This window comes from Acinetobacter sp. LCT-H3 (assembly GCF_001866125.1).
GTDB lineage: Bacteria > Pseudomonadota > Gammaproteobacteria > Pseudomonadales > Moraxellaceae > Acinetobacter > Acinetobacter schindleri.
The window spans coordinates 24,920-46,087 of the sequence record NZ_MODX01000004.1; the positions used below are offsets into that span (position 1 = coordinate 24,920).

Annotated in this window: 19 protein-coding genes and 1 pseudogene; 11 read left to right on the plus strand and 9 right to left on the minus strand. The window is 45.9% G+C overall.

Annotation, left to right across the window (positions count from 1 at the left end):
- The first annotated feature begins 58 nt into the window (after positions 1 to 58).
- Positions 59 to 538: a hypothetical protein gene (locus BK820_RS03560; protein WP_004813874.1), complete on the plus strand. Its 480-nt coding sequence runs from the start codon at positions 59 to 61 to the stop codon at positions 536 to 538.
- Positions 539 to 855: 317 nt separating this feature from the next.
- On the opposite strand, the gene dtd is transcribed toward BK820_RS03560, so the two are convergent.
- Positions 856 to 1,296 (minus strand): D-aminoacyl-tRNA deacylase, encoded by a 441-nt coding sequence (gene dtd / locus BK820_RS03565; protein WP_071320122.1) that lies wholly within the window; start codon positions 1,294 to 1,296, stop codon positions 856 to 858.
- A 227-nt stretch (positions 1,297 to 1,523) separates the two neighbouring features.
- Here dtd and BK820_RS03570 point away from each other — a divergent pair, with 227 nt between their 5' ends.
- The 5 genes from BK820_RS03570 to asd all read left to right on the plus strand — a co-directional run bounded on the left by BK820_RS03570 (position 1,524) and on the right by asd (position 6,946).
- Complete coding sequence (locus BK820_RS03570) at positions 1,524 to 3,038, plus strand: catalase (RefSeq protein WP_071320123.1); 1,515 nt, start codon at positions 1,524 to 1,526, stop codon at positions 3,036 to 3,038.
- Between the two features lie 186 nt (positions 3,039 to 3,224).
- On the plus strand, positions 3,225 to 3,755 hold the full coding sequence (locus BK820_RS03575) for an ankyrin repeat domain-containing protein (RefSeq protein WP_071320124.1): 531 nt from the start codon (positions 3,225 to 3,227) through the stop codon (positions 3,753 to 3,755).
- 118 nt (positions 3,756 to 3,873) lie between these two features.
- A complete protein-coding gene (pncB, locus tag BK820_RS03580; RefSeq protein WP_048882144.1) occupies positions 3,874 to 5,085 on the plus strand; it encodes a nicotinate phosphoribosyltransferase in 1,212 nt (403 codons plus the stop codon).
- 164 nt (positions 5,086 to 5,249) lie between these two features.
- Positions 5,250 to 6,098 (plus strand): sulfurtransferase, encoded by an 849-nt coding sequence (locus BK820_RS03585; protein ID WP_071320125.1) that lies wholly within the window; start codon positions 5,250 to 5,252, stop codon positions 6,096 to 6,098.
- Entirely contained in the window at positions 6,095 to 6,946 is an 852-nt protein-coding gene (gene asd / locus BK820_RS03590) for an archaetidylserine decarboxylase (protein WP_004813864.1), read from the plus strand. The genes BK820_RS03585 and asd overlap by 4 nt, the downstream gene beginning before the upstream one ends.
- A 92-nt stretch (positions 6,947 to 7,038) precedes the next feature.
- Here asd and BK820_RS03595 read toward each other — a convergent pair whose 3' ends face one another.
- Entirely contained in the window at positions 7,039 to 7,653 is a 615-nt protein-coding gene (locus BK820_RS03595; protein ID WP_004813862.1) for an SPOR domain-containing protein, read from the minus strand.
- A gap of 353 nt (positions 7,654 to 8,006) precedes the next feature.
- Entirely contained in the window at positions 8,007 to 9,797 is a 1,791-nt protein-coding gene (argS, locus tag BK820_RS03600) for an arginine--tRNA ligase (RefSeq protein ID WP_071320126.1), read from the minus strand.
- 256 nt (positions 9,798 to 10,053) lie between these two features.
- Here argS and BK820_RS03605 point away from each other — a divergent pair.
- Positions 10,054 to 10,341 (plus strand): annotated as a pseudogene (locus tag BK820_RS03605) (DUF2798 domain-containing protein).
- 289 nt (positions 10,342 to 10,630) lie between these two features.
- Here the strand turns inward: BK820_RS03605 and BK820_RS03610 are convergent.
- Genes BK820_RS03610 through BK820_RS03620 form a run of 3 tightly spaced genes read right to left on the minus strand, consistent with a single transcriptional unit; the run spans position 10,631 to position 13,084 of the window.
- Positions 10,631 to 11,932 carry a DUF445 domain-containing protein gene (locus BK820_RS03610; protein WP_071320127.1) on the minus strand — a complete coding sequence of 434 codons (1,302 nt, stop codon included), beginning with the start codon at positions 11,930 to 11,932 and terminating at the stop codon, positions 10,631 to 10,633.
- Positions 11,933 to 11,940: 8 nt separating this feature from the next.
- Positions 11,941 to 12,495, minus strand: a complete 555-nt coding sequence (locus BK820_RS03615) for a CC0125/CC1285 family lipoprotein (RefSeq protein WP_071320128.1) — start codon at positions 12,493 to 12,495, stop codon at positions 11,941 to 11,943.
- A gap of 49 nt (positions 12,496 to 12,544) precedes the next feature.
- Positions 12,545 to 13,084, minus strand: a complete 540-nt coding sequence (locus BK820_RS03620; RefSeq protein WP_071320129.1) for a DUF924 family protein — start codon at positions 13,082 to 13,084, stop codon at positions 12,545 to 12,547.
- Positions 13,085 to 13,294: 210 nt separating this feature from the next.
- On the opposite strand from BK820_RS03620, the gene gshA reads away from it, so the two are divergent.
- Both gshA and BK820_RS03630 read left to right on the plus strand, forming a co-directional pair.
- Positions 13,295 to 14,872: a glutamate--cysteine ligase gene (gene gshA / locus BK820_RS03625; protein WP_004890871.1), complete on the plus strand. Its 1,578-nt coding sequence runs from the start codon at positions 13,295 to 13,297 to the stop codon at positions 14,870 to 14,872.
- 18 nt (positions 14,873 to 14,890) lie between these two features.
- Complete coding sequence (locus BK820_RS03630) at positions 14,891 to 15,418, plus strand: disulfide bond formation protein B (RefSeq protein ID WP_071320130.1); 528 nt, start codon at positions 14,891 to 14,893, stop codon at positions 15,416 to 15,418.
- 43 nt (positions 15,419 to 15,461) lie between these two features.
- Here the strand turns inward: BK820_RS03630 and BK820_RS03635 are convergent, their stop codons facing one another.
- Positions 15,462 to 16,793 (minus strand): PGAP1-like alpha/beta domain-containing protein, encoded by a 1,332-nt coding sequence (locus BK820_RS03635; protein ID WP_071320131.1) that lies wholly within the window; start codon positions 16,791 to 16,793, stop codon positions 15,462 to 15,464.
- Positions 16,794 to 17,040: 247 nt separating this feature from the next.
- Here BK820_RS03635 and BK820_RS03640 point away from each other — a divergent pair, with 247 nt between their 5' ends.
- Complete coding sequence (locus BK820_RS03640) at positions 17,041 to 17,634, plus strand: YqiA/YcfP family alpha/beta fold hydrolase (RefSeq protein ID WP_071320132.1); 594 nt, start codon at positions 17,041 to 17,043, stop codon at positions 17,632 to 17,634.
- Between the two features lies 1 nt (position 17,635).
- On the plus strand, positions 17,636 to 19,516 hold the full coding sequence (gene parE / locus BK820_RS03645) for a DNA topoisomerase IV subunit B (protein WP_071320133.1): 1,881 nt from the start codon (positions 17,636 to 17,638) through the stop codon (positions 19,514 to 19,516).
- A gap of 59 nt (positions 19,517 to 19,575) precedes the next feature.
- Here the strand turns inward: parE and BK820_RS03650 are convergent, their stop codons facing one another.
- Both BK820_RS03650 and fmdA read right to left on the minus strand, forming a co-directional pair.
- A complete protein-coding gene (locus BK820_RS03650; protein ID WP_004813845.1) occupies positions 19,576 to 19,872 on the minus strand; it encodes an FmdB family zinc ribbon protein in 297 nt (98 codons plus the stop codon).
- A gap of 108 nt (positions 19,873 to 19,980) precedes the next feature.
- Positions 19,981 to 21,159, minus strand: coding sequence for a formamidase (fmdA, locus tag BK820_RS03655; protein WP_001163819.1), 1,179 nt, complete (start codon positions 21,157 to 21,159; stop codon positions 19,981 to 19,983).
- Between the last annotated feature and the right edge of the window lie 9 nt (positions 21,160 to 21,168).

Consider the following 21,168-nt stretch of genomic DNA (forward strand, 5'->3'; position numbering starts at 1 on the left):
CTTGTAATTTATGCTAGGATAGCTATCAATTTTCGTACAATTACAATAGGCATAACTCATGAAACTGTCGTCAATTCCTGTCCTGAAACTTCCTTTGGTCGATCTCAGTACCGACCCGCTTGATTTACTGGTTGCAGGCTTGGCTTTGCGTATGAAGCAGTTGGCACGTACCAGTCCAAAATTTATTGAATTGGTCCATGAGCGTCAGTTCCGTATCCAGATCGGTACAGATGAAGGTCTGGCGCGCCAGATTATTGTCAATAACGGTGATATTGATACTGTATCAGGGAATGCTGAGCCGGCAGATTTTGTGTTGCAATTTGCAGACAGCGAGCAGGGCGTTAAAACGCTGATGAAAGGTGACCCAACCGCATTTATGACCGGCATGCAAAATGGTACTATCAAAATGGAAGGGGATTTCGGCTTGCTGGTCTGGTTTAACCAGGTGGCGAAAATGCTTCCACCAAAATTGCCAAAACCGGTGAAAGAAAAAGTGAAGCTGGTACGTCAGTTCATCAAAGAGAAAACGGGTAAATAAGATTTAAATTTTTTAAAAGATCTGGAATGCTAGTCAATTAAATAATTGGTTAGCATTTTTTTCGAGCTTAGAAACTATTGGACACGTGAAACGTCATCAGCAACTGTTTCAGGTAAGACTAGATTTAAGAAAGATTGTTTCTGCGAGATATATATTCATTGATAAGATCTGACGAGTTTTGCGGTGAGGAGCATTGCTCCGCAAGATGCCTCCCTTGCGAAGCTTCACTTCTAATTTGGGCAAAACTAAAATAATAAGGATTGATCTAAAATAGTTTATAAAGAAAAACTTTCGAGAAATAAAGATCAGAGAACTTGTTATTCAATTTCTAAATTAAACGTCACCGGTCCATCATTGACCAGATGCACTTTCATGTCGGCGGCAAAAATACCAGTTTGTACATGATCAAACTGGCTTTGTGCATATTCAACCAGCTGTTCATATAAGGCTTTTGCTTCAGCCGGTGGCATGGCCGGACCGAAGTCAGGACGTAAACCTTTTTGGGTTTGGGCCATCAGGGTAAACTGTGAAACCAGCAATAAACCACCGCCCGCCTGGGCAACGTTCCAGCCCATTTTTCCCTGTTCATCATCAAAGAAACGGTATTTTAGGATTTTATCAATCAACTTTTGACCTTTTTCTAAGGTATCTTCCTTGCCAATCCCTAAAAAGACCAAGATACCGTGCTGAATTTCGCCGGTTGTTTCACCCTCAACAACGACTTTGGCTTCTAGCACTCGCTGTAATAATGCGCGCATAATCAATTTCAGTCAGATTCAAAATTGCCGCCATTGTAGCAAGATCAGACTCATCTGATATTAAGCTAATATCTAAAAAACGAGCTTAATTTATTGATTAGCATTGATAATATTTTAAACTATCTAAAAACACGATCGTAATCATAAAAATTATCTGTTTTATCTATTTTTTACTCTCACGTATCTTAGCTGCATGCAGGAAAGGTATTAAATTGAGAGATTTAGAAATGTTTAAGCGTTCATTACTTGTTGCAATGCTTGCAACGGTGACAGCTGCACAAGCTGCGCCATTAACCAAAGATAACGGGGCACCAGTCGGCGACAACCAGAACTCGATCACTGCGGGTCCACAAGGTCCAACTTTGCTACAAGATGTGCAACTGGTTCAAAAACTGCAACGTTTTGGCCGTGAGCGCATTCCTGAACGTGTGGTTCACGCACGTGGTACAGGGGCTTATGGTGAATTCGTTACGACGAAAGATCTGTCTGATTTAACGATTGCTTCTTTATTCAAGGCCGGTACCAAAACTCCAGTTTTTGTGCGTATGTCTACCGTCATTCATGGTAAAAGTTCACCAGAAACCCTACGTGACCCACATGGTTTCGCAGTGAAGTTCTACACACAAGAAGGTAACTGGGACTTGGTCGGTAACCAGACACCGGTCTTCTTTATCCGTGATGCAATCAAGTTCCCCGACTTCATTCATGCCATGAAGCCAAGCCCGGTGACCAACGTACAAGATGCTAACCGTGTGTTTGATTTCCTGTCGAGCCAGCCATGGGCAACCAACATGCTGACCTATGTATACGGCAAGCAAGGTGTTCCAACCAGCTACCGCGAACAGGACGGTTTTGGTGTTCACGCTTACAAGCTGTATAACGACAAAGGCGAATACAAGTACGTGAAATTCAACTTCCGCTCTAAACAAGGCGTGAAGGGCTTGAACGTGAAAGAAGCGGCTGAGCAGCAAGGTAAAGATTTCAACCACTTGACCAATGACCTTTATAACAACATCTATGCAGGTAACTTCCCGAAATGGGATCTGTATATTCAGGTGCTTGATCCTAAAGACCTGGGCAAGTTTGATTTCGATCCGCTAGATCCAACTAAAATCTGGCCTACAAACTTAGTTCCAGAAACCAAAGTCGGTACCTTGACCCTGAACCGTATGCCGAAGAACTTCTTCAACGAGACTGAACAGTCGGCATTTGCGCCAGGTAACCTGGTTCCAGGGATCGAGCCATCAGAAGACCGTCTGTTACAAGGCCGTATCTTCTCTTATTCAGATACACAAATGTACCGTCTGGGTGCAAATCATCAGCAGATTCCAGTCAACCGTCCAGTGGTGAATGTGAACAACAATAACCAGGATGGCTATATGAATGTATCTGAGCGTGACTCAGATGTGAACTATGAGCCAAGCCGTAAAGAGCCAAAAGCTGCAACTGAAAAAGCACGTGCGGTACAAACACCATTATCTGGTCATGTACAGCAAATTGGCGTGAAAGAGCAGAACTTCAAGCAGGCTGGTGAACTTTACCGTTCATATACAGCTAAAGAGAAAGATGACCTGATCATGAACCTTGCTGCTGACCTGGGCAATGTCAAAGATTCAGAAACCAAGCACATCATGTTGTCTTACTTCTATAAGGCAGATGCGGACTACGGTATGCGTATGACCAAAGCTGTAAATGGCGACATCGCCATCGTTAAGGCCAAAGCTGCAAAATTAAAAGACTAATTCCGATTGGTCTTGAGGAACTGGTGACTAGGGCATAGCGCATCACCTCCAAAAAGTCCTGTAATACTCCAAACCTTTCCTGCACCCTAGGGGGAGTTTTACAGGCACTCCGTTTTTTATTTCATCTCAGGTCAATTGAGTCTTTAGAGACTTAAATTTTCCTTTCGATTTCTGTTGGAGTTCATCATGAAAGTTCTGCCATATGCATTTTTAGCCAGTATTCTTGCCTTTAGCTCCGCATTCGCAACTGCTGCTGAAGTGAAGAATGTCTCTCCTGCAAAAACTGCGGCAAGCGTTCAGATGACCTCACAACAGGAATTGATTGATCTGTTTTTTGCTGCTGCTAAAATCGGCAATAGCGAAGTGATCAATGAATTTTTAAAACATGGCTTTCCAGTCGATGTGCGCAATAAAGACGGTTATACCCCGCTGATGATGGCGACCTATTATGGTCATCAGAGTATTGTTACAACCTTGTTGAAACATGGTGCAGACCGCTGTGCCCGAGACAACCGCGGCAATACCGCTTTAATGGGGGCCTTGTTCAAAATGGAATTTGCCATTGCCAAACAGCTGCGTCAGATGGATTGTGATGCCCAAGCCAAAAAGGCCGGACAAAAAACCACGGCTGAATTTGCTAAAGTGATTGGCCAGGAAAAACAGCTACAAAAAATCATCCAGGAAGCAGAAAAACCTAAAGCAAAAGTAGACAAATAAGCTGTTATTTATGGCAGTACTTTGGTCTATATTTCTCCTGGCTGTATGTAATTGCTGTAATATTGCAGGGCTTTTTATGCTTTAATGCAAAGATAAGCACAGCGATATTTCCTAAGTTATGGCGCCAATCATCCAATCCCTGCTTGATACTGACTTGTACAAATTCACCATGTTACAAGTGGTATTACACAAGTTTCCGCAAACACACAGTCTTTATCATTTCCGTTGCCGTAATCTTGAAGATACGGTTTATCCACTCACGGATATCCTGGATGATCTGAACCATCAGCTTGATCTGCTGTGCCAGCTGAAATTTAAAGAAGATGAACTGCAGTATTTACGCAGCTTGCGTTTTATCAAAAGTGATTTTGTGGATTATCTGGAGCTGTTCCAGCTCAAACGCCGCTTTATCAAGGCGACCATCGACAGTGAAGGTCGTTTAGACATTACTGTTGAAGGCCCAATGGTTCAGGCCATGATGTTTGAAATCTTTGTCCTGGCGATTGTCAACGAACTGTATTTCAGCCGGATCCGTACTCCAGAAGTGCTGATAGAAGGTGAACGTCGGCTGCAGGCCAAAATGGAACTGCTGAAACAGTACGATGCTTCGCAGGATTCAAATGATCCGCCATTTCTGGTATCTGATTTTGGTACCCGCCGCCGTTACAGCTTCGAGTGGCAAAAGCATGTGGTGGAAGAATTTAATAAGGCAGCGCCACAAGTCTTCCGTGGAACCAGTAATGTACTATTAGCCAAAGAATTGGGTATTACGCCAATTGGTACGATGGCGCATGAATTTCTGCAAGCTTTCCAGGCACTGGATGTACGCCTGCGTGATTTCCAGAAAGCAGCACTTGAAACCTGGGTACAGGAATATCGTGGTGATCTGGGAATTGCCCTGACTGATGTGGTCGGGATGGATGCCTTCTTACGTGATTTCGACCTGTATTTTGCCAAACTGTTTGATGGCTTACGTCATGACAGTGGCGACCCTTATGAATGGGGGGATAAGGCTTACGCACATTATAAAAAGCTGAAAATAGACAGCAAGACCAAGATGCTGACTTTCAGTGATGGACTGAATCTGGAAAAAGCATGGAAACTGCATCAGTACTTCAAAGATCGCTTCCAGGTCAGCTTCGGGATCGGAACGAATTTGACCAATGACATGGGGCAGACACCGCTGAATATCGTGCTGAAACTGGTGGAATGTAACCGTCAGTCAGTCGCAAAAATTTCCGACAGTCCAGGAAAAACCATGACCGACAATGATACCTTCCTTGCGTATCTGCGTCAGGTATTTGACATCAGCGAAGTCGCTGAACAGTAATCTCAATCAGCCGTCTCCAACCTGAGGCGGTTTTTTTATGCAATGTCCTGTCTGTCAGGGTCGTTAGCATAAATTGTGATAAATAACCCAATAAAAACCGCATAATTGTAAAAATGAGCTGTGCTAAGATCAGACTGATTTGAACCAGAATACCTATGATAACGATGACAGCTTCAGCTTTTAATTTGGGTCTGCTGATAGAAACAGAAGACTTGGTGCCGCATCTGGGCAATGAAAAACTCCGTATTGTTGACCTGAGTCGTGCCTCTGTTTATGAACAGTTGCATATTCCGCATGCACTCCATTTACAGCCAAAAATGCTGGTTCGTCAGGAAGAGCAAGCTTTGGGTTTATTACCGGATCAAGAAGGCCTGGAAGCACTGGTTCGTTATCTGAATATTTCTCCTGAGCATCATGTCGTGGCTTATGATGATGAAGGTGGGGCTTGGGCAGGGCGTCTGTTATGGAACTTACATTGTTTAGGATTTGAGAACACCAGCTTACTCAATGGCGGTATTCATGCCTGGTTAGCGGCTGGGCTGCCGACTTCCTCTGATCCAGTGAAGCTGGAGCCAGTCGAACAACTGGTGCAAATCAACCTGAACCAGGAAAATGCAGTACGGATTGACTATGAAGCCCTACGTCAGCAGGTCGATCAAGGGCAGATCCAGCTCTGGGATTGCCGTACTGAAGATGAATATACCGGCCTGCGTCTGACAGCACGACGCGGCGGTCACATTCCGGGAGCACGTCATTTTGAGTGGAGTACTGCCCTTAACCGTGAAAATCATTTAAAATTACACCCTTTGCAGCGCACACAACAGCGCCTGGAACAACTGGGTTTTAATCTTAAGCAGCCTGTGGTGGTGTACTGTCAGTCACATCACCGCTCTGGGCTGGCCTATATCTTAGGACGTCTGCTCGGCTGGAAAATCCAGGCTTATGACGGTGCGTGGAGTGAATGGGGCAACCGCCTCGATAGTCCAATCGCTACAGGGGAGTTGCCATCTTGAGCATCACATCGCGTTTAAAACAACAATTATTTATCCAGGCTCAGAAAGTGGTGCCACAGCATCGTCTGTCTCGTGTGGTAGGTAAAATTGCAGCCAGTGAAAATCCGGTTGTAAAAACTGCGGTGATTTCTGCTTTTAAAGCCAAATACGGCATCGATATGTCGATTGCGGAGCAGACCAATGCCTTGAAGTTCAAGTCATTTAATGATTTCTTTACCCGCGGTCTAAGAACCGGAGTGCGTGCGGTTGACGCTGACCAGGGCAGTATTGTTTCTCCTGCCGATGGTGCCATTTCCCAGCTCGGCAAGATTGAAAATGGTGATGTGTTCCAGGCCAAAGGCCAAAAGTTTACAGTTGAAAATCTGATTGCCGATCCACAACTGGCGCAGCCATTCAAAAACGGTGAATTTGCCACAGTATATCTGTCACCACGTGACTATCACCGTGTGCATATGCCATTTGCTGGCACACTGACAGAAACCCTGTATGTACCGGGTGAACTGTTCTCGGTCAATCAGACGACAGCAGAAAATATTCCAGGTCTGTTTGCACGTAATGAGCGCATGGTGTGCCTGTTTGATACTGAGCTTGGTCGTATGGCAGTGGTGCTTGTTGGGGCCATGATTGTAGCCGGTATTGAAACCGTGGCGACGGGTAAAGTAAAACCTTCAGGCCGGATTGAATTGAACCAGCATAATCTGTTCCTGGAAAAAGGTGCAGAACTTGGCCGTTTCTACCTGGGCTCAACGGCTGTCATTCTGTTTGAAGAAAACAAGATGCAATGGGATGAGAAGTTTAAAGCCAATTCAACAGTGTTGATGGGTGAAGCTTTAGGGCATACCGTTTAAGAAAATTCCTCCTGACCTTCCTTTGAAAAGGGAGGAATTAAAAGGTACAAAAAAAAGCGCCATCAGGCGCTTTTTTTAGATCTAGAATTTATTTATTGCTTCACAACAATCGAATCGATACCACTATGCTGCAAAGTCTGTTGTGCAATCACTGCCGCTTCTACAGAATCATAAGGGCCGGAAACCACACGGTACCAGACCTTGCCATTTTCAACGCTTCTGACCACATCCGCAGATAGGCCATTCAGGATAATCTCGGCACGGCGTGCATCCGCCTGATCCGGATCATCAAAACTGCGTACTTGTAGAATATAGGTCGCTACTGGTGCAACAGGTTCTTCAGTTACCAGTCCCGGCTCATTCACAGTTTCAGGTGCAGCTTCCTCAGTTCGAGGAGCTTCTACAATGACCACAGCATCCTGTTTATTGGTTTCAGGCACAGCCTGTTCAGGAATTGGAGTAACCTGCTGTTTCGGCAACAGGTCATAGAAGCGATAATCCTTGTTGGTGTCTTCCTCTTCATAATGCTGAGAAGTGATCTGATCATTGTTTGGTTTTACAGGTTCCCATGGCTTCCACAGCATGAGCGCCACCAGAAAACTTAACACGATTAAAATGATCACGAGTGTGCCTAACCATGCAGGAATCAATGGCTTCTTTGGCTTGTTCGGACGTTCAGATACACCGCGTTGCGTTTTTCCAAACACTGGGGATTTCCTCTTGTATTTATTTTACCAGACAGAGAAAGGCATAACCGGTGTTATGCCTTACTCTCTGCATCGTATGTGATCGTAATACAAATGTCATTATACAAATCACCCACTCCACAGGATATTTTTATGAACTAGATGTCAAATTGGACATCTAGTTCATAGTTTTGGCTGTCTGCTTGCATGCTTACTCTGAACAAAGTTCTTCGTCTCGCGTCAAATAGAAAAGCACTGCTTTACATTTCCACTTCGAGCCCAGCCCTCATCTTGCGAGCATGCAAAGCAGTGCTTTGCTTACATGCTCACTTCGAACAAAGTTCTTCGTCTTGCGTCAATGTAAAAGCAGTGCTTTACATTGACTCAGGAGCTGATACGCCAAGAAGTTCCAGACCATTACGGAGCACTTGACGTACATTTACAGACAACAGCAGACGAGCTTGAGTCAGTTCAGCATCATCACCGAGTACTTTGTTCTCATTGTACCAACCATGGAACAATGCAGCCAATTCTTTCAGATAGTTACCCACCTGGTGCGGTTCATAGCTGTTTGCAGCACGAAACACAATCTCAGGGTAGGCTGCCAGTTTTGCTAGGATTTCAGTTTCAGTATCCAGCTCGAGTTTAGCGGCCAGACCACGTGCAGTCACAGCATCAAAGTTTACGCCAGTCGCAACCGCCTTTTCTAACATACGGCAGATACGTGCATGGGCATACTGGATATAGTACACAGCGTTGTCCTTGCTTTGTGATACTGCGAGATCAAGGTCAAAGTCAATGTGCTGTTCAGACTTACGCATCACATAGTAGAAACGTGCTGCGTCATTACCCACTTCTTTACGCAGGTCACGCAAAGTCACGAACTGACCTGAACGAGACGACATTTGTACCATCTCACCACCACGCCATAAGCTGACGAACTGCACTAACAGCACAGTCAGTTTCTTCGAATCATAACCCAGTGCATCAATTGCAGCTTTTACACGTGCGATATAACCGTGGTGGTCTGAACCCCAGATATCAATGATGTCGGTATAGCCACGTTGTAGTTTATTTAAGTGGTACGCAATGTCTGATGCGAAATAAGTCGTTTGACCATTACGGCGTTTGACCACACGGTCTTTTTCATCACCAAATTCAGTTGATTTGAACCAGATGTTGCCATCTTTTTCGTATAAGAAACCACGTTGATCCAGCGTTTGTAATGCTTCTTCAATTTTTTCTGTCAAAGATGCTTCACTGAACCACTGGTTGAAAGTCACACCAAATTCACCAAGGTCATCTTTAATATCATCAAGAATCGCTTTAAGCGCTGCTTGATGGAACACGCGGTAACCTTCGCCAATTAAGCTTTGAGAATTGAAGATTAAACCATCGATATGTTTTTCTTTATCGCCTGAAAGTACGACTTTATTGCCTTCAGCATCCGGTTCTGCCGCATATTGCACATCTTCATGTACGTCTTTGTAGACATCTGCCACTGGGCGTACATAGGCATCGCCATCCTGGTCGATGATGCTTTGTGCGATCTCTTTAACATAGTCGCCTTGATAGGCATTTTTCGGGAATACCAGTTCTTGGCCAGTCAATTCCAGATAACGTAAATAAGTTGAAGTCGCCAGAATATCCATTTGACGACCAGCATCATTCACATAATATTCCCGGTCAACTTTCGCACCTGTTGCCTCTAACAGATTCGCTACGGTCATACCATATGCAGCACCACGGCCATGACCCACATGCAGGCTAGAAGTTGGATTCGCAGAAACGAATTCCACTTGGATGCGTTTTTCCGCATTGGCCTGGGTACGACCATAAGTCGCTTGTTGCGCCTGGATCTGGTCCAGAACTGCGAAACGCTGATCAGCATTCAGGAAGAAGTTAATGAAACCCGGGCCTGCAATCTCGGCTTTGCTGATATCTGCAACTTCTGGCAAGGCAGCAAGAATTTTTTCTGCTAAATCACGCGGCTTCATACCCGCAGCTTTAGACGCGATCATGGCAATATTTGATGCAAAGTCACCGTGGCTACGGTCTTTGGTACGCGTCAAATTACTTGTATTGTTCCAGTCAGATGGGAGTACGTTTTGTGCCTGTAAGGTTTGCACTGCATGATCGAGAGCTGCTTGGATTGCCGTATTCATAATCAGTCGAAAATAGATATCGCAGAAAAACAGCAAATATAGCAAATTTCAGACTCTTTAGGTAAAACCATTTATGGGGGAATAAAAAATATACGATTGGTAGCTGTAAGATTTATACAAAATTGTCATTTATTCGTTCGTATATCACATAAACAATATCGTAATAAGCAAGTTGCAAAATTTGCTATAAAAATGAATCCTCAATCACTAAAAATAACTTATATTAACCAGACTGAAATAATAAAAAGAGCTTGCAGTGGATTCGCAACAACGTCCGGTTATCTTTGGCAATATTCCTAAACTTCCCGCTAAATGGGCACTGATAATTATCCCTTTCATCCTGTCCTGCCTGATGAGCGGTATCATTTCTTTCATTAATATGCTGCGTACTTTGGGCTGGATTGAAGGTTTTATTACCTTATCGCTGCACAACTGGATGATTTCCTAGGCGTTTGCTTTTCCGATCGTGCTGCTATTGTTGCCATTCATACGTAAGCTCACTGGCCTGTTGGTGGATATGAGTGGCTCACAACTGCCGAAGTAGATTGATTGATTGCATACAACTCACAAGTTGATTTACCTGCCGATTTTGAAAAGTATACAGCTGGCCCGAATGATCAATTTTCAGGACTCTGGCTTGCACTAGAGCAAGCCGGAAGATCTCCAGCTTTTTGAGATTAAGCAGGACAAAAGGATTACCAAGATTGTTCTAGCAGGAACTACACCTGACCTTGTACTGCTTAAAACACGCTTAAGGTTTCGTAGGATTATTATCTGACAAATAGAAACTTGGACGATAGCTCAATCCCTGAGATTTGAGCATACCCTAAGAATCAAAGCACATATTCGACAATGGCCCGGATAATCCCCAATACCAGGCCGATAAAGGCCCCGACCACCACGCCGTTGACCCGGATCATATGCAGATCGCCACCGACCTCATTTTCAATCTTGTCAATCATTTCACGTGAATCCCACTCATGAATCCGTTCACTGATAAAACGGATGACTTTCTCGCTGTATTGATCACTTAAGTCAACTGCCATATTACTCATACGGTTATTCAGTAATTCACGCACTGAACTGTTGGAAATGATATTTTCACCCACTTGCTGAATGGCAATACGTAGATTCTCTGCAATACCGGAATCTGCTTTTTCCAGATCTGCCTTGATCGCATCACAGAGAATCACCACGGCACCACTAATGAAGTTCAGTACCTGTGGGCTGTCCAGCAGGGCATCTTTGGCAGAATTTAGACGTTGACTGGCATCACTATCATTGTCAGCCAGTTGCAGCATCAGCTGATGGGCAGACTCTTCAATCTTTAAGCGCCAAGGATGATCGGGATCTGCCAGCATGGCTTCGACGCGCTGAATTACCGAGTCGATACTGCGCTGTTGCACGTCAATCCCGATCCAGCTGGCACCCTTTGCCAATTTCCACACCCCCATTTCCTTAAACAGGGTACGAGTCAGTTCACGGGTCTGCTTCGGATGTGATGTCATCCAGGCATGTACCAGATCGAGACCACGTTGCAATACGTCCTGATGGAAGTCATTTTCCAGCACGGCACGTAGCATCTCACTGGCCAGATGATTGATCTGGGTGCTTTTCACCCATTGCACACTATTGCTCTGAATAAAGCCGGAAATCTGTTCCTGACCGACAAATTCAAAGATCCGTGGAGCAGTCTGCTGGATGACCTGAGTCACCTGACGGTTATTCTCTGGATTTGCCAGCCAGCGGCCTGCTACCAGGCTCAGGTCGGTACTGGCCAGACTACGCTCCACAATCTGGGGAGACAGGAAGTTTTCCTGCACAAAGCGACCCATCGACTCGGCAATACGAGCCTTATTGCGTGGAATGATCTCGGTGTGATCACGCAGAAACCTGGGAATGGGCAACTTGCCAAAAGGATTGCGGAACAGAACGGTAATTGCGTACCAGTCTGCCATTCCACCTACCACACCCGCTTCTGCAGACAGTATCAGGATATGGACCAACCATACATATTCTGGCAGTAATTTGGCAGCGACCATCAGTGCCAGCCAGGTGACGACAGCCACAATTAAGGCAATGGTGGCAAAACGTTTACTGCGTTGCAGGCTCGGTGAACTGGTCTCTGTCTGCATAAAGACTCCTATTTAGTCGTAGTCACGGGCTGTGGCTGCAGTATCTCACCTGTTGGGCTCAGACCATATTTAGCGCCGAGCGATTGTAGAATCAAGCGAGCATCGAAGGCATCTTTGGGCGCCTGTCCCTGTTTAAAGCATTCAATCGTATAGGCAATCTGTGCTGGCTCTACAGTGACACGATACGGCATGTCATAGAAGGGATCAGGCCAATAAAAGGGATGCCGGCGATAATAGCCATAGGGATATGGCATGGGTGTGGGATAGACGATTGCTTCACGCGGAGGTCGTTGGGTACGGTTGCTTGGATCATCCAGCACCCGAAAGAACTGGAAACCATTCTGTATAGTCGTCTGGGCCGCCTTAACCAAGGTAATTTCTTCAGCTGTCCCAAAGCTCATGTTTGGACGCGCCTTGAAATTAATCCGGTAAGTCTGGGCATTGAGAGGTGTAGTATTGTACTGGCCGAGCTGGTCAAAGGTCAGTGGTTTGGAAGGTGTCGTTGCACAGCCTGAAAGCAGGGTAGTGCTTGCAAATGCTAAGGCGATGATGGTCTTTTTCATCTTCGTTCTCCTGATGGGGTGATCCAGCGACAGCAGTACCTAAAAATTCCTAGAAACTGCTATTCGGCTGGGTCAGGAAACTTAATTCTTCCTCGGTAGATTCACGGCTCAGAATCTGGTTGCGATGTGGGTAGCGTCCAAAGCGTTCGATAATGATTTTATGCTTGATTTCATATTCGAGATTAGACGGATTACCGAGGCGTTGAAATAGTTTGAAGGCATATTCATGAATCAGTCTGGATTCACTGTGCATGAACGGCATATATAAAAAAGCCCGCTGTTCCGGACTGAGCTGCTTGTCCAGATCCAGGCTAATGGCTTCCTGTGCCAGAGCTAGAGCCAGGCTATCCTGGGCAAAAGCACGTGCAGTACCCCGAAAAATATTGCGAGAAAACTGGTCCAGAACAATGATTTCTGCCAGACGGCCTTCGGCAGTTTTACGCCAGGACCATAATTCGGCCTGACTTGCCTGTTCCAGAATTTCTGAAAATTGCTCAGTCAAACTTTGGTCGAAATGGTCGCTTTTGGCAAACCAGTTCGGCTGGTTCTCGGCACTAAACCAGAAGTCCAAAATATCTTGATAATTCATAAGGTTTACAATTCATTAGCATTTATTTGTTAATAAAATCACAAATTTTACATGTCTTATAGAGAAAGTTTGTGTTAAAAATTTGCGGAATTAAAATCAATGGTTTGCCTGAAAAGCAGGCAGGGTGTAATGTGCGGATCTAAAATCACGTTATACTCTTATAAAATGATGATTTTATTTTAATAGTTTAGCCCATTAAGCGAGATTGTAATGAGTCAACCTGAATCGACCAGCCAAGCTGTATTACCAACTTGGGTGGATTCGTCGCTCATCAAGGGGATGCTGCGCGGAATTGAGCGAGAAAGCCTGCGTATGCAAGGTAATGGCTTTCTGTCGCAAAGGCCGCATCCTGTAGCACTAGGTTCAGCCCTGACTCATCCGCATATCACCACTGACTATTCTGAAGCCTTGATGGAGTTTATTACTCCGCCAAAAGACAGTATTCGTGGCGCTTTGGATTACCTGATGGATATCCATGCCATCGTACATCGCAAACTGGAAGATGAAGAAAAGCTGTGGCCGATGTCGATGCCATGCATGCTCGACAGCAGCGATGACAGCATTCCACTGGCGCAGTACGGTTCTTCCAATATTGGTTTATTCAAGACACTTTACCGTCGTGGTCTAGGTGTGCGCTATGGTCGCCGTATGCAGACCATTTCGGGCGTACATTATAATCTGTCTTTCCCGGATCATTTCTTCGAAGCGCTACAGGCCAACGAAAGTGATGAATCACTGCGTAACTTAAGCCTGCAGGATTACCGTAGCCACCGTTATATGGGGCTGATCCGTAATTTTATCCGACTGACACCATTGGTGATGTTCCTGGTCGGTGCTAGCCCGGCAGTGTGCCAATGCTTTATGACCGGTCGTGACCATCAGCTGTTGCCACTTACTCGCGGCACCTTATATACCCCATATTCAACTGCATTGCGCATGGGCCGTTTCGGTTATCAGAACTCAGCCCAAAAGCAGCTCGGTATTCATTACAATAACTTGCAGGACTATCTGGAAGGTCTGCAAAAAGCAGTTAAAACACCATATAAACAATTTACCCGTCTGGGCCTTGAAGATGCAGCAGGACAACCAATCCAGATCAATGATCATGTGCTACAGATCGAAAATGAATATTACAGTCTGGTACGTCCAAAGCAGGTGCCAGAAGCCGGTGAAACTCCATCACAGGCACTGGCAAATCGTGGTATTGGCTATGTGGAACTGCGTGCAGTGGATGTCAATCCATACAGCCCGATCGGGATTGATGAACATACCGCAGGCTTCCTGGAAGTAGTTGCACTGTACTGTTTATTGCAGGACAGCCCGGCACTGCTGAGCGATGAGCAGGACATCATCGAAAAGAATCAGGCTGAAGTGGTCAATCGTGGTCGTGCTCCGAATGCGGCTATTCTGGAAAATGGTCAAAAATATCTAATCGAAGACTGGTGTGCAGTTCATCTGGCGCGCATGCAGCCGCTGGCAGAATTATTGGATGCAGCATATGGCAATAATCTTTACACGACGGCCATGAAAACCATGCAAATCCGTGTTGATGAAGTCGATGCGACACTTTCTGCGCTTGTGGTGGGTGATATCCGTAAGCAGGGTGGCATGTGGCATTTCGGCCAGGTGCTGGCACAGCAGCATGCTGCGGTTTATCAAGCGCATCAGCTCAGTAAAAAAACCACTGCATATTTTGATGAGTTAGTACAAAAGTCCTTGCAGCAACAGCAGGAACTCGAGCAAGATAGCAGCATCAGCTTTGCTGAATATCTCGCTCAATTTCGATAAAAAACAAGAGGATCGACCATGAAATGGGGTTACCGCTTCGTGAGTGGTGCGTTATTTGCCGCATCCGTGATGGGGATGGCATTTGCATTATATCTAGAACATGTGCAGGGCCTTGAGCCTTGCCCGTTGTGTATTTTTCAGCGTATTGGCCTGATTGGTCTGGGGATTATTTCTTTCATTGCTTTCTTGCATAATCCGAAAGCAAATGGCATGAAACGCCTGTATGCCTTTTTAGGATCACTGAGTATTTTGTGGTCCGCAGGTGTAGCAGGACGTCATGTCTGGCTGCAAAACCTGCCGCCGGATAAAGTACCAAGTTGTGGTCCGGGTCTGGATTACTGGCTAGAAACCTTGCCAATGAAGTCGGTGTTCCAGCAGGTACTCAGCGGTTCAGGTGAATGTGCCAAAGTGGACTGGACTTTTCTGGGGCAGTCTTTACCAGTCTGGTCACTGGTATTTTTCTGTATCTTGTTACTAGTCAGTTTATGGCAGTTATTCCGTAAATATCAGACGGCGCCAGTCAAACGCCTAAGAGATAAATACTGATGCAAATAAAAGCCCTCATTTGAGGGTTTTTTTTATAACTGAATCAGGTCAGAGCAATGCCTTCAACACTTTCCAGATCCATCATATATTCATGGATCTGGTCAAAGACTTTGTCCTCCACACTTGGATAGAACCAGCGCACGATCTGTTCAGCCACTTGTGGGTGAAACCGGATTTCAAAATGGTTCAATCCATAGAAAATCGCTTTATGGGAGTCTGGAACTTTCAACTGAAAACGCGGGTTTGGATGTTCACCGAGCGCACTTTTGACACTGACCAGATAATCCCCAATCACATTGCGGGTGCGGTTATGCCGGTTTTCATATTCAATTGTACCGGCCACCAGATAGGTCTGGATATGTGATGGAATCGGTGCCGGCTTACGGTTATCATCCATCAGGCCAATCCTGACTTCATTATGTTCCCAGTCATCATCCCGAACACTGCCGTGGCGCAGATCCAGAATGCCATTACTGCGGATATTTACCACATGACCAATGATCTTTCCAAACGGGAAGCGTCCCAGTTTATCCTGCAGGCTAAAACCAAAGCGCTCTAATGCTGCACCATGATGTGGTGAGCCGAGGCAGACCAGATTGTCGATCATATTGACCCATTCATAGACATGCTGTTTGCCATAGAACAGGGCACTACGAGCGACTAATCCGCCCATACTGTGTCCGATCAGATCAATACTGGTAATGCCGGGATTCCGGGTGATCAAGTCATGCAGGGTATTGGCCAGACTATGGCCATTGGCGGAGATACGGCGTCCGGAATTATAGTTGAGGTACAACATGGTATTGTTATCACGCTGCGTCAGCAGCTTTTCACCAATCCCTTCATGCTTATGATTGGACCAGGTCAGATGATTCATACATAAGCCATGCACGAATATAGTAATCCGGCCAGTCAGTTCGCCTTGCTGCAATGAAGTATAGTGATCATAAACCACCATCGGCAATGCGATCGGATTTTGATGCTTGAGCAGATAGTCGCCAATGATGCCATTTAGCACACCAACCAGAAAATGCAGGCTCGGCGTCAGCGGCTTGTCATGCAGACGTGGGAATCTGGTAATAATACGGCGTAGTCCAGGGGCAACCATGGTATTGCCATAGTGAAACAACAGGTCATAGGAACGTTGATAGAGCCGGACAATGGCAGGCAGGTTCTGGATTTTTTCTGAATGACGTTCACTTAAACCAAAGAAACTATATAAGATTTCACGCTGGATAGTCTTGATCAGTTCTTGGGCAACATCATTAAACCGCATGGTAACAAGCTGAGCAAGTCCTTCCAGTACATCTGCCTGGGTAGGAGGAGTACGATCCCACTTGCAATAGGTTTCATGCAATGGCGTTAAGCTTGTCATCGGATCCGTTCCTTTCATCAATGCGAATATCTGAGACCTTTCTTTTTAAAGATGTTCGCGGTATAAATTCTTCTGAACTTTGATGTTTCTAATTTTTCTGGGAATATTCTTAAAATACCGAGGAACGTGAAGAACTGCGGTGTTTTTTGTCGGACAATTCACCAAAAACAGATTAGATAACGATGATCCATCTCTCATATATAAAATAGATTTTGATTAAAATATAGGCGCTTTTTATTAATAATTGATGAATGTCATTTACTTACACGGCTTTCGAAGCAGCGCTGCCTCGATCAAGGGCCAACTGCTTCAGCAGTATTGCGAAAAAAATCCACAAATTCAGGTGCATTTGCCGGATCTGAACATGTCACCTGTGGAGACAATTCAGCACATGTCAGCGCTGATTGAGTCACTGGATCATGTAAGCTTAGTGGGCAGTAGCCTGGGGGGATTTTATGCGACACATCTGGTCGCCAAGCACAGTGTGCCGGCTGTACTGATCAATCCGGCCATGCGACCATGGCAGCTGTTCCGCGAACTGTTCGATGATGAGCTGCCGTTACAGGTGCATCCGAACTGGCGTTTGGATAATTCACATCTTAATCAGCTGGAAGGACTGGCACTGCCAACTGCACAAGATGCAGACAAAATACTGGTACTGTTACAACAAGGCGATGAAGTTTTGGATTATCGTGAAGCACATCGCTATTATAGTGCTGCTCATCCTCCGGCGATGCTGATGACTGAGGCCAATGGCAATCACGGGATGGATGATTTTGCGGAGAAAATTCCGCTGGTGTTACAGTTTTTATTGGACTGCATAAAAAAGGAAACCGAATAACGTGTCTCAATATACGGCTCAATCTCTTGAAGTTCTGTCTGGTCTGGACCCGGTCCGTCGTCGTCCGGGCATGTATACCGATACCACTCGTCCGAACCATCTGGCGCAGGAAGTGATTGACAATGCTGTGGATGAGGCACTGGCCGGGCATGCCAACAAAATTACCGTGACAGTCTATAAAGATGGCTCGTTATCAGTCGAAGACAATGGCCGTGGTATGCCGGTGGATATTCACCCGGAATATGGTCAGAGCGGGATTGAAATCATCCTGACTAAACTGCATGCCGGTGGCAAGTTTAGTACCGATAATTACCAGTTCTCTGGTGGTCTGCATGGTGTCGGGATTTCAGTGGTCAATGCGCTGTCGACCCGTGTCGAAGTGGCCGTCCAGCGTCAGGGTAACCTGTACAAAATGGCCTTTGAAAATGGTGAACCGACAGGTCCGCTGGAAGTGCTGGCAGGTAAGGCACCCAAACGCGCGTCTGGGACTACGGTGCAGTTCTGGCCAGAAGCCAAATACTTCGATTCACCAAAATTTGCCCTGAAAGCGTTAAAGCATAATCTTAAAGCCAAAGCTGTTCTGGCCGCGGGTTTAGAGATCAATTATATCGATCAGATTAATGATGAGAAGATCACCTGGCAGTTTGAAAATGGTCTGGTCGATTATCTGATGGATGAGCTGGAAGACCGTGAGATCATCCCAGCACCCGCTTTTGTTGCAACGGGTGATGCCGAACGAGCCAGTGCTGAATTTGCCATTTGCTGGAATGTTGAAGGTGGCGAAAGCATCCAGGAATCCTACGTCAACCTGATTCCAACTGCGCAGGGCGGTACGCATGTTAACGGCCTGCGTTCGGGTGTGACTGATGCGATGCGTGAATTCTGTGAATTACGTAATCTGTTGCCGCGTAACATGAAGCTGTCTGCCGAAGATGTCTGGGACGGCGTGAACTATATCCTGTCACTGAAATTCCAGGAACCGCAATTCTCAGGTCAAACCAAAGAACGCCTGTCGAGTCGTGAAGCGGTCGGGGTGGTGCAGAATATTGCCAAAGATGCCTTTGCATTATGGTTGAACCAGAATTCAGATATCGCCATGCAACTGGCTGAAATGGCCATTTCCAAAGCAGGACGCCGTCTGAAAGCGGCCAAGAAAGTTGAACGTAAGAAAATTGTTGCGGGTCCAACTTTGCCGGGGAAACTGTCGGATTGTGTAGGCCATGATCTCGATCAATCTGAATTATTTATTGTGGAAGGTGATTCTGCCGGCGGTTCAGCCAAGCAGGCGCGTGACAAGAATTTCCAGGCGATCATGCCAATTCGAGGTAAGATTCTGAATACCTGGGAGGTCTCTTCTGATGAGGTGCTGGCGTCTCAGGAAGTACATAATATCGCGATTGCCATTGGGGTGGATCCGGGTTCGGATGACCTGTCTGAACTGCGCTATGGCAAGATTTGTATTCTAGCCGATGCCGACTCGGATGGTCTGCATATCGCGACTTTGCTTTGTGCATTGTTTGTGAAGCATTTCCCAACGCTCGTCGAAGAAGGGCATCTGTATGTCGCCATGCCGCCTTTATTCCGAATCGATGACAACAAAGATGTGCACTATGCTCTGGATGAAGAAGAGCTGAATAGCATCCTGAAAAAATGCAAAACCAAGAATCCGCAAATTACTCGATTCAAAGGTTTGGGTGAGATGAATGCCAGCCAGTTACGTGAAACCACACTTGATCCAAACACACGTCGTCTGGTGCAACTGGACCTGGATGATGCCCATCATACCGCAGGTTTACTGGATAAATTGCTGGCGAAAAAACGTGCCAGTGACCGCAAAGACTGGTTAGAGCAAAAAGGTAATCTGGCAGATCTGGTGGTTTAAACTACCGATTTTAAGCAATCAAAAAATCCCGCCAGAGCGGGATTTTTTATGAATCAAGATTAGACATCGCATAAAGAACAGTTAACGCCGCGGCAATTATGTAAAACCGAGCTGCGTGCGCTATTTTTGTTGGTACCGGGTCCTTCTACCAGAGGCCCTGCAAGTTGTTCAGCACCTGAACCCGGACGCCATTTGCTTTTCATATTAATTTGCTGATGACCAGTAATCATCGGTTTAGCTAAAGTCTGCTGTTGGCAATAATTACATTCAATCGTATCGGTCGAGATACGGGCAATTGGAACCCGTTGTTCAAAAATCCCCTCGCAATGCTCACAGCGGAAATCATATAACGGCATTTCTGTACTCCTGTAGCATGAAGGCCTTAAATTAAAAAGACGAGTAGCCGAAGGCTTTAGGTTGGATGACTACCCGTTGCGAAGCTAAAACAACAATAAATTGTAAAACTAGCGTTTATGCCCCCAGAACTTATCATCGTTCAGCGCACCCTGAGGCAGGATATTCTGTTCAAAAATTGAAGTTGGCAGAGATACGGTACATGCACAGTTCGGAATATCCACGATGCCACCGATACGGCCTTCAACTGGTGCCGCAGTCAGTAACATGTATGCTTGTGAACCGGTAAAGCCGAAGTTTTCAAGGTATTTGATCGCTTTTAAACACGCTTGACGATATGCCACAGTGGCATCCAGATAATGGTTTACGCCATCTTCAACGCTGATGCCTTCAAAGGTCAGCCACTGATCATAAGCCGGACGCACATTACTCGGCACAAAGATTGGAGAATCGATATTGTATTTTTCCATACCGCCTTTGATCAGGTCGAAGCCCACACGGGTAACACCGTCCATTTCGATCGCGCCACAGAAACCGATTTCACCATCTCCTTGCGAGAAGTGCAGATCGCCCATCGAGAAGCCAGCACCTTTCTGATAAACAGGGAAGTAAATACGGCTACCTGCTGCCAGGTCTTTAATGTCCGTATTCCCGCCATGTTCACGTGGTGGAACAGTACGTGCCGCTTCAGCTGCCATACGGTCGAATTCGGCACCTGTTACGCCACGCAAAACGGCAGTACGCGGATCAGGTGGGTTAGCCTGACCTTTAGGAACCAGTAACGCTTCACGGCGATTCCATTCCTTTAGCAAATCATGCGATGGCAAGGTTCCCATTAATCCAGGATGTTTTAAGCCGGCAATACGCACGCCCGGAATATGACGTGAAGTCGCAAATAAGCCTTTTAAATCCCAGATGGCTTTGTCAGCTTCAGGGAAATAGTCAGCCAGGAAGCCACCGCCATTTTCCTTGGCAAATACGCCCGAGAAACCGACATCTGAAATTGGCTGAATGTCGAGCAGGTCAATTACCAGCAAGTCACCTGGTTCAGCACCTTCTACATAGAAAGGTCCGGTCAGTGGATGGGCACGGGTGAGGTCGACATTTTTGACATCAGAAATGTCATCAGTATCTTTAATCTGCGCATCGAGGAAATCCAGACTTTCAATCAGGATTTCTTCACCCGGTTTCACCGAAGTCAGAAATGGTAAATCCGGATGCCAGCGGTTATGTCCAATTTCCGCCTGTTCTGCCAGCGGAACCCCCGGTTTAATTTTAATATGTTGCATGTTTTATCC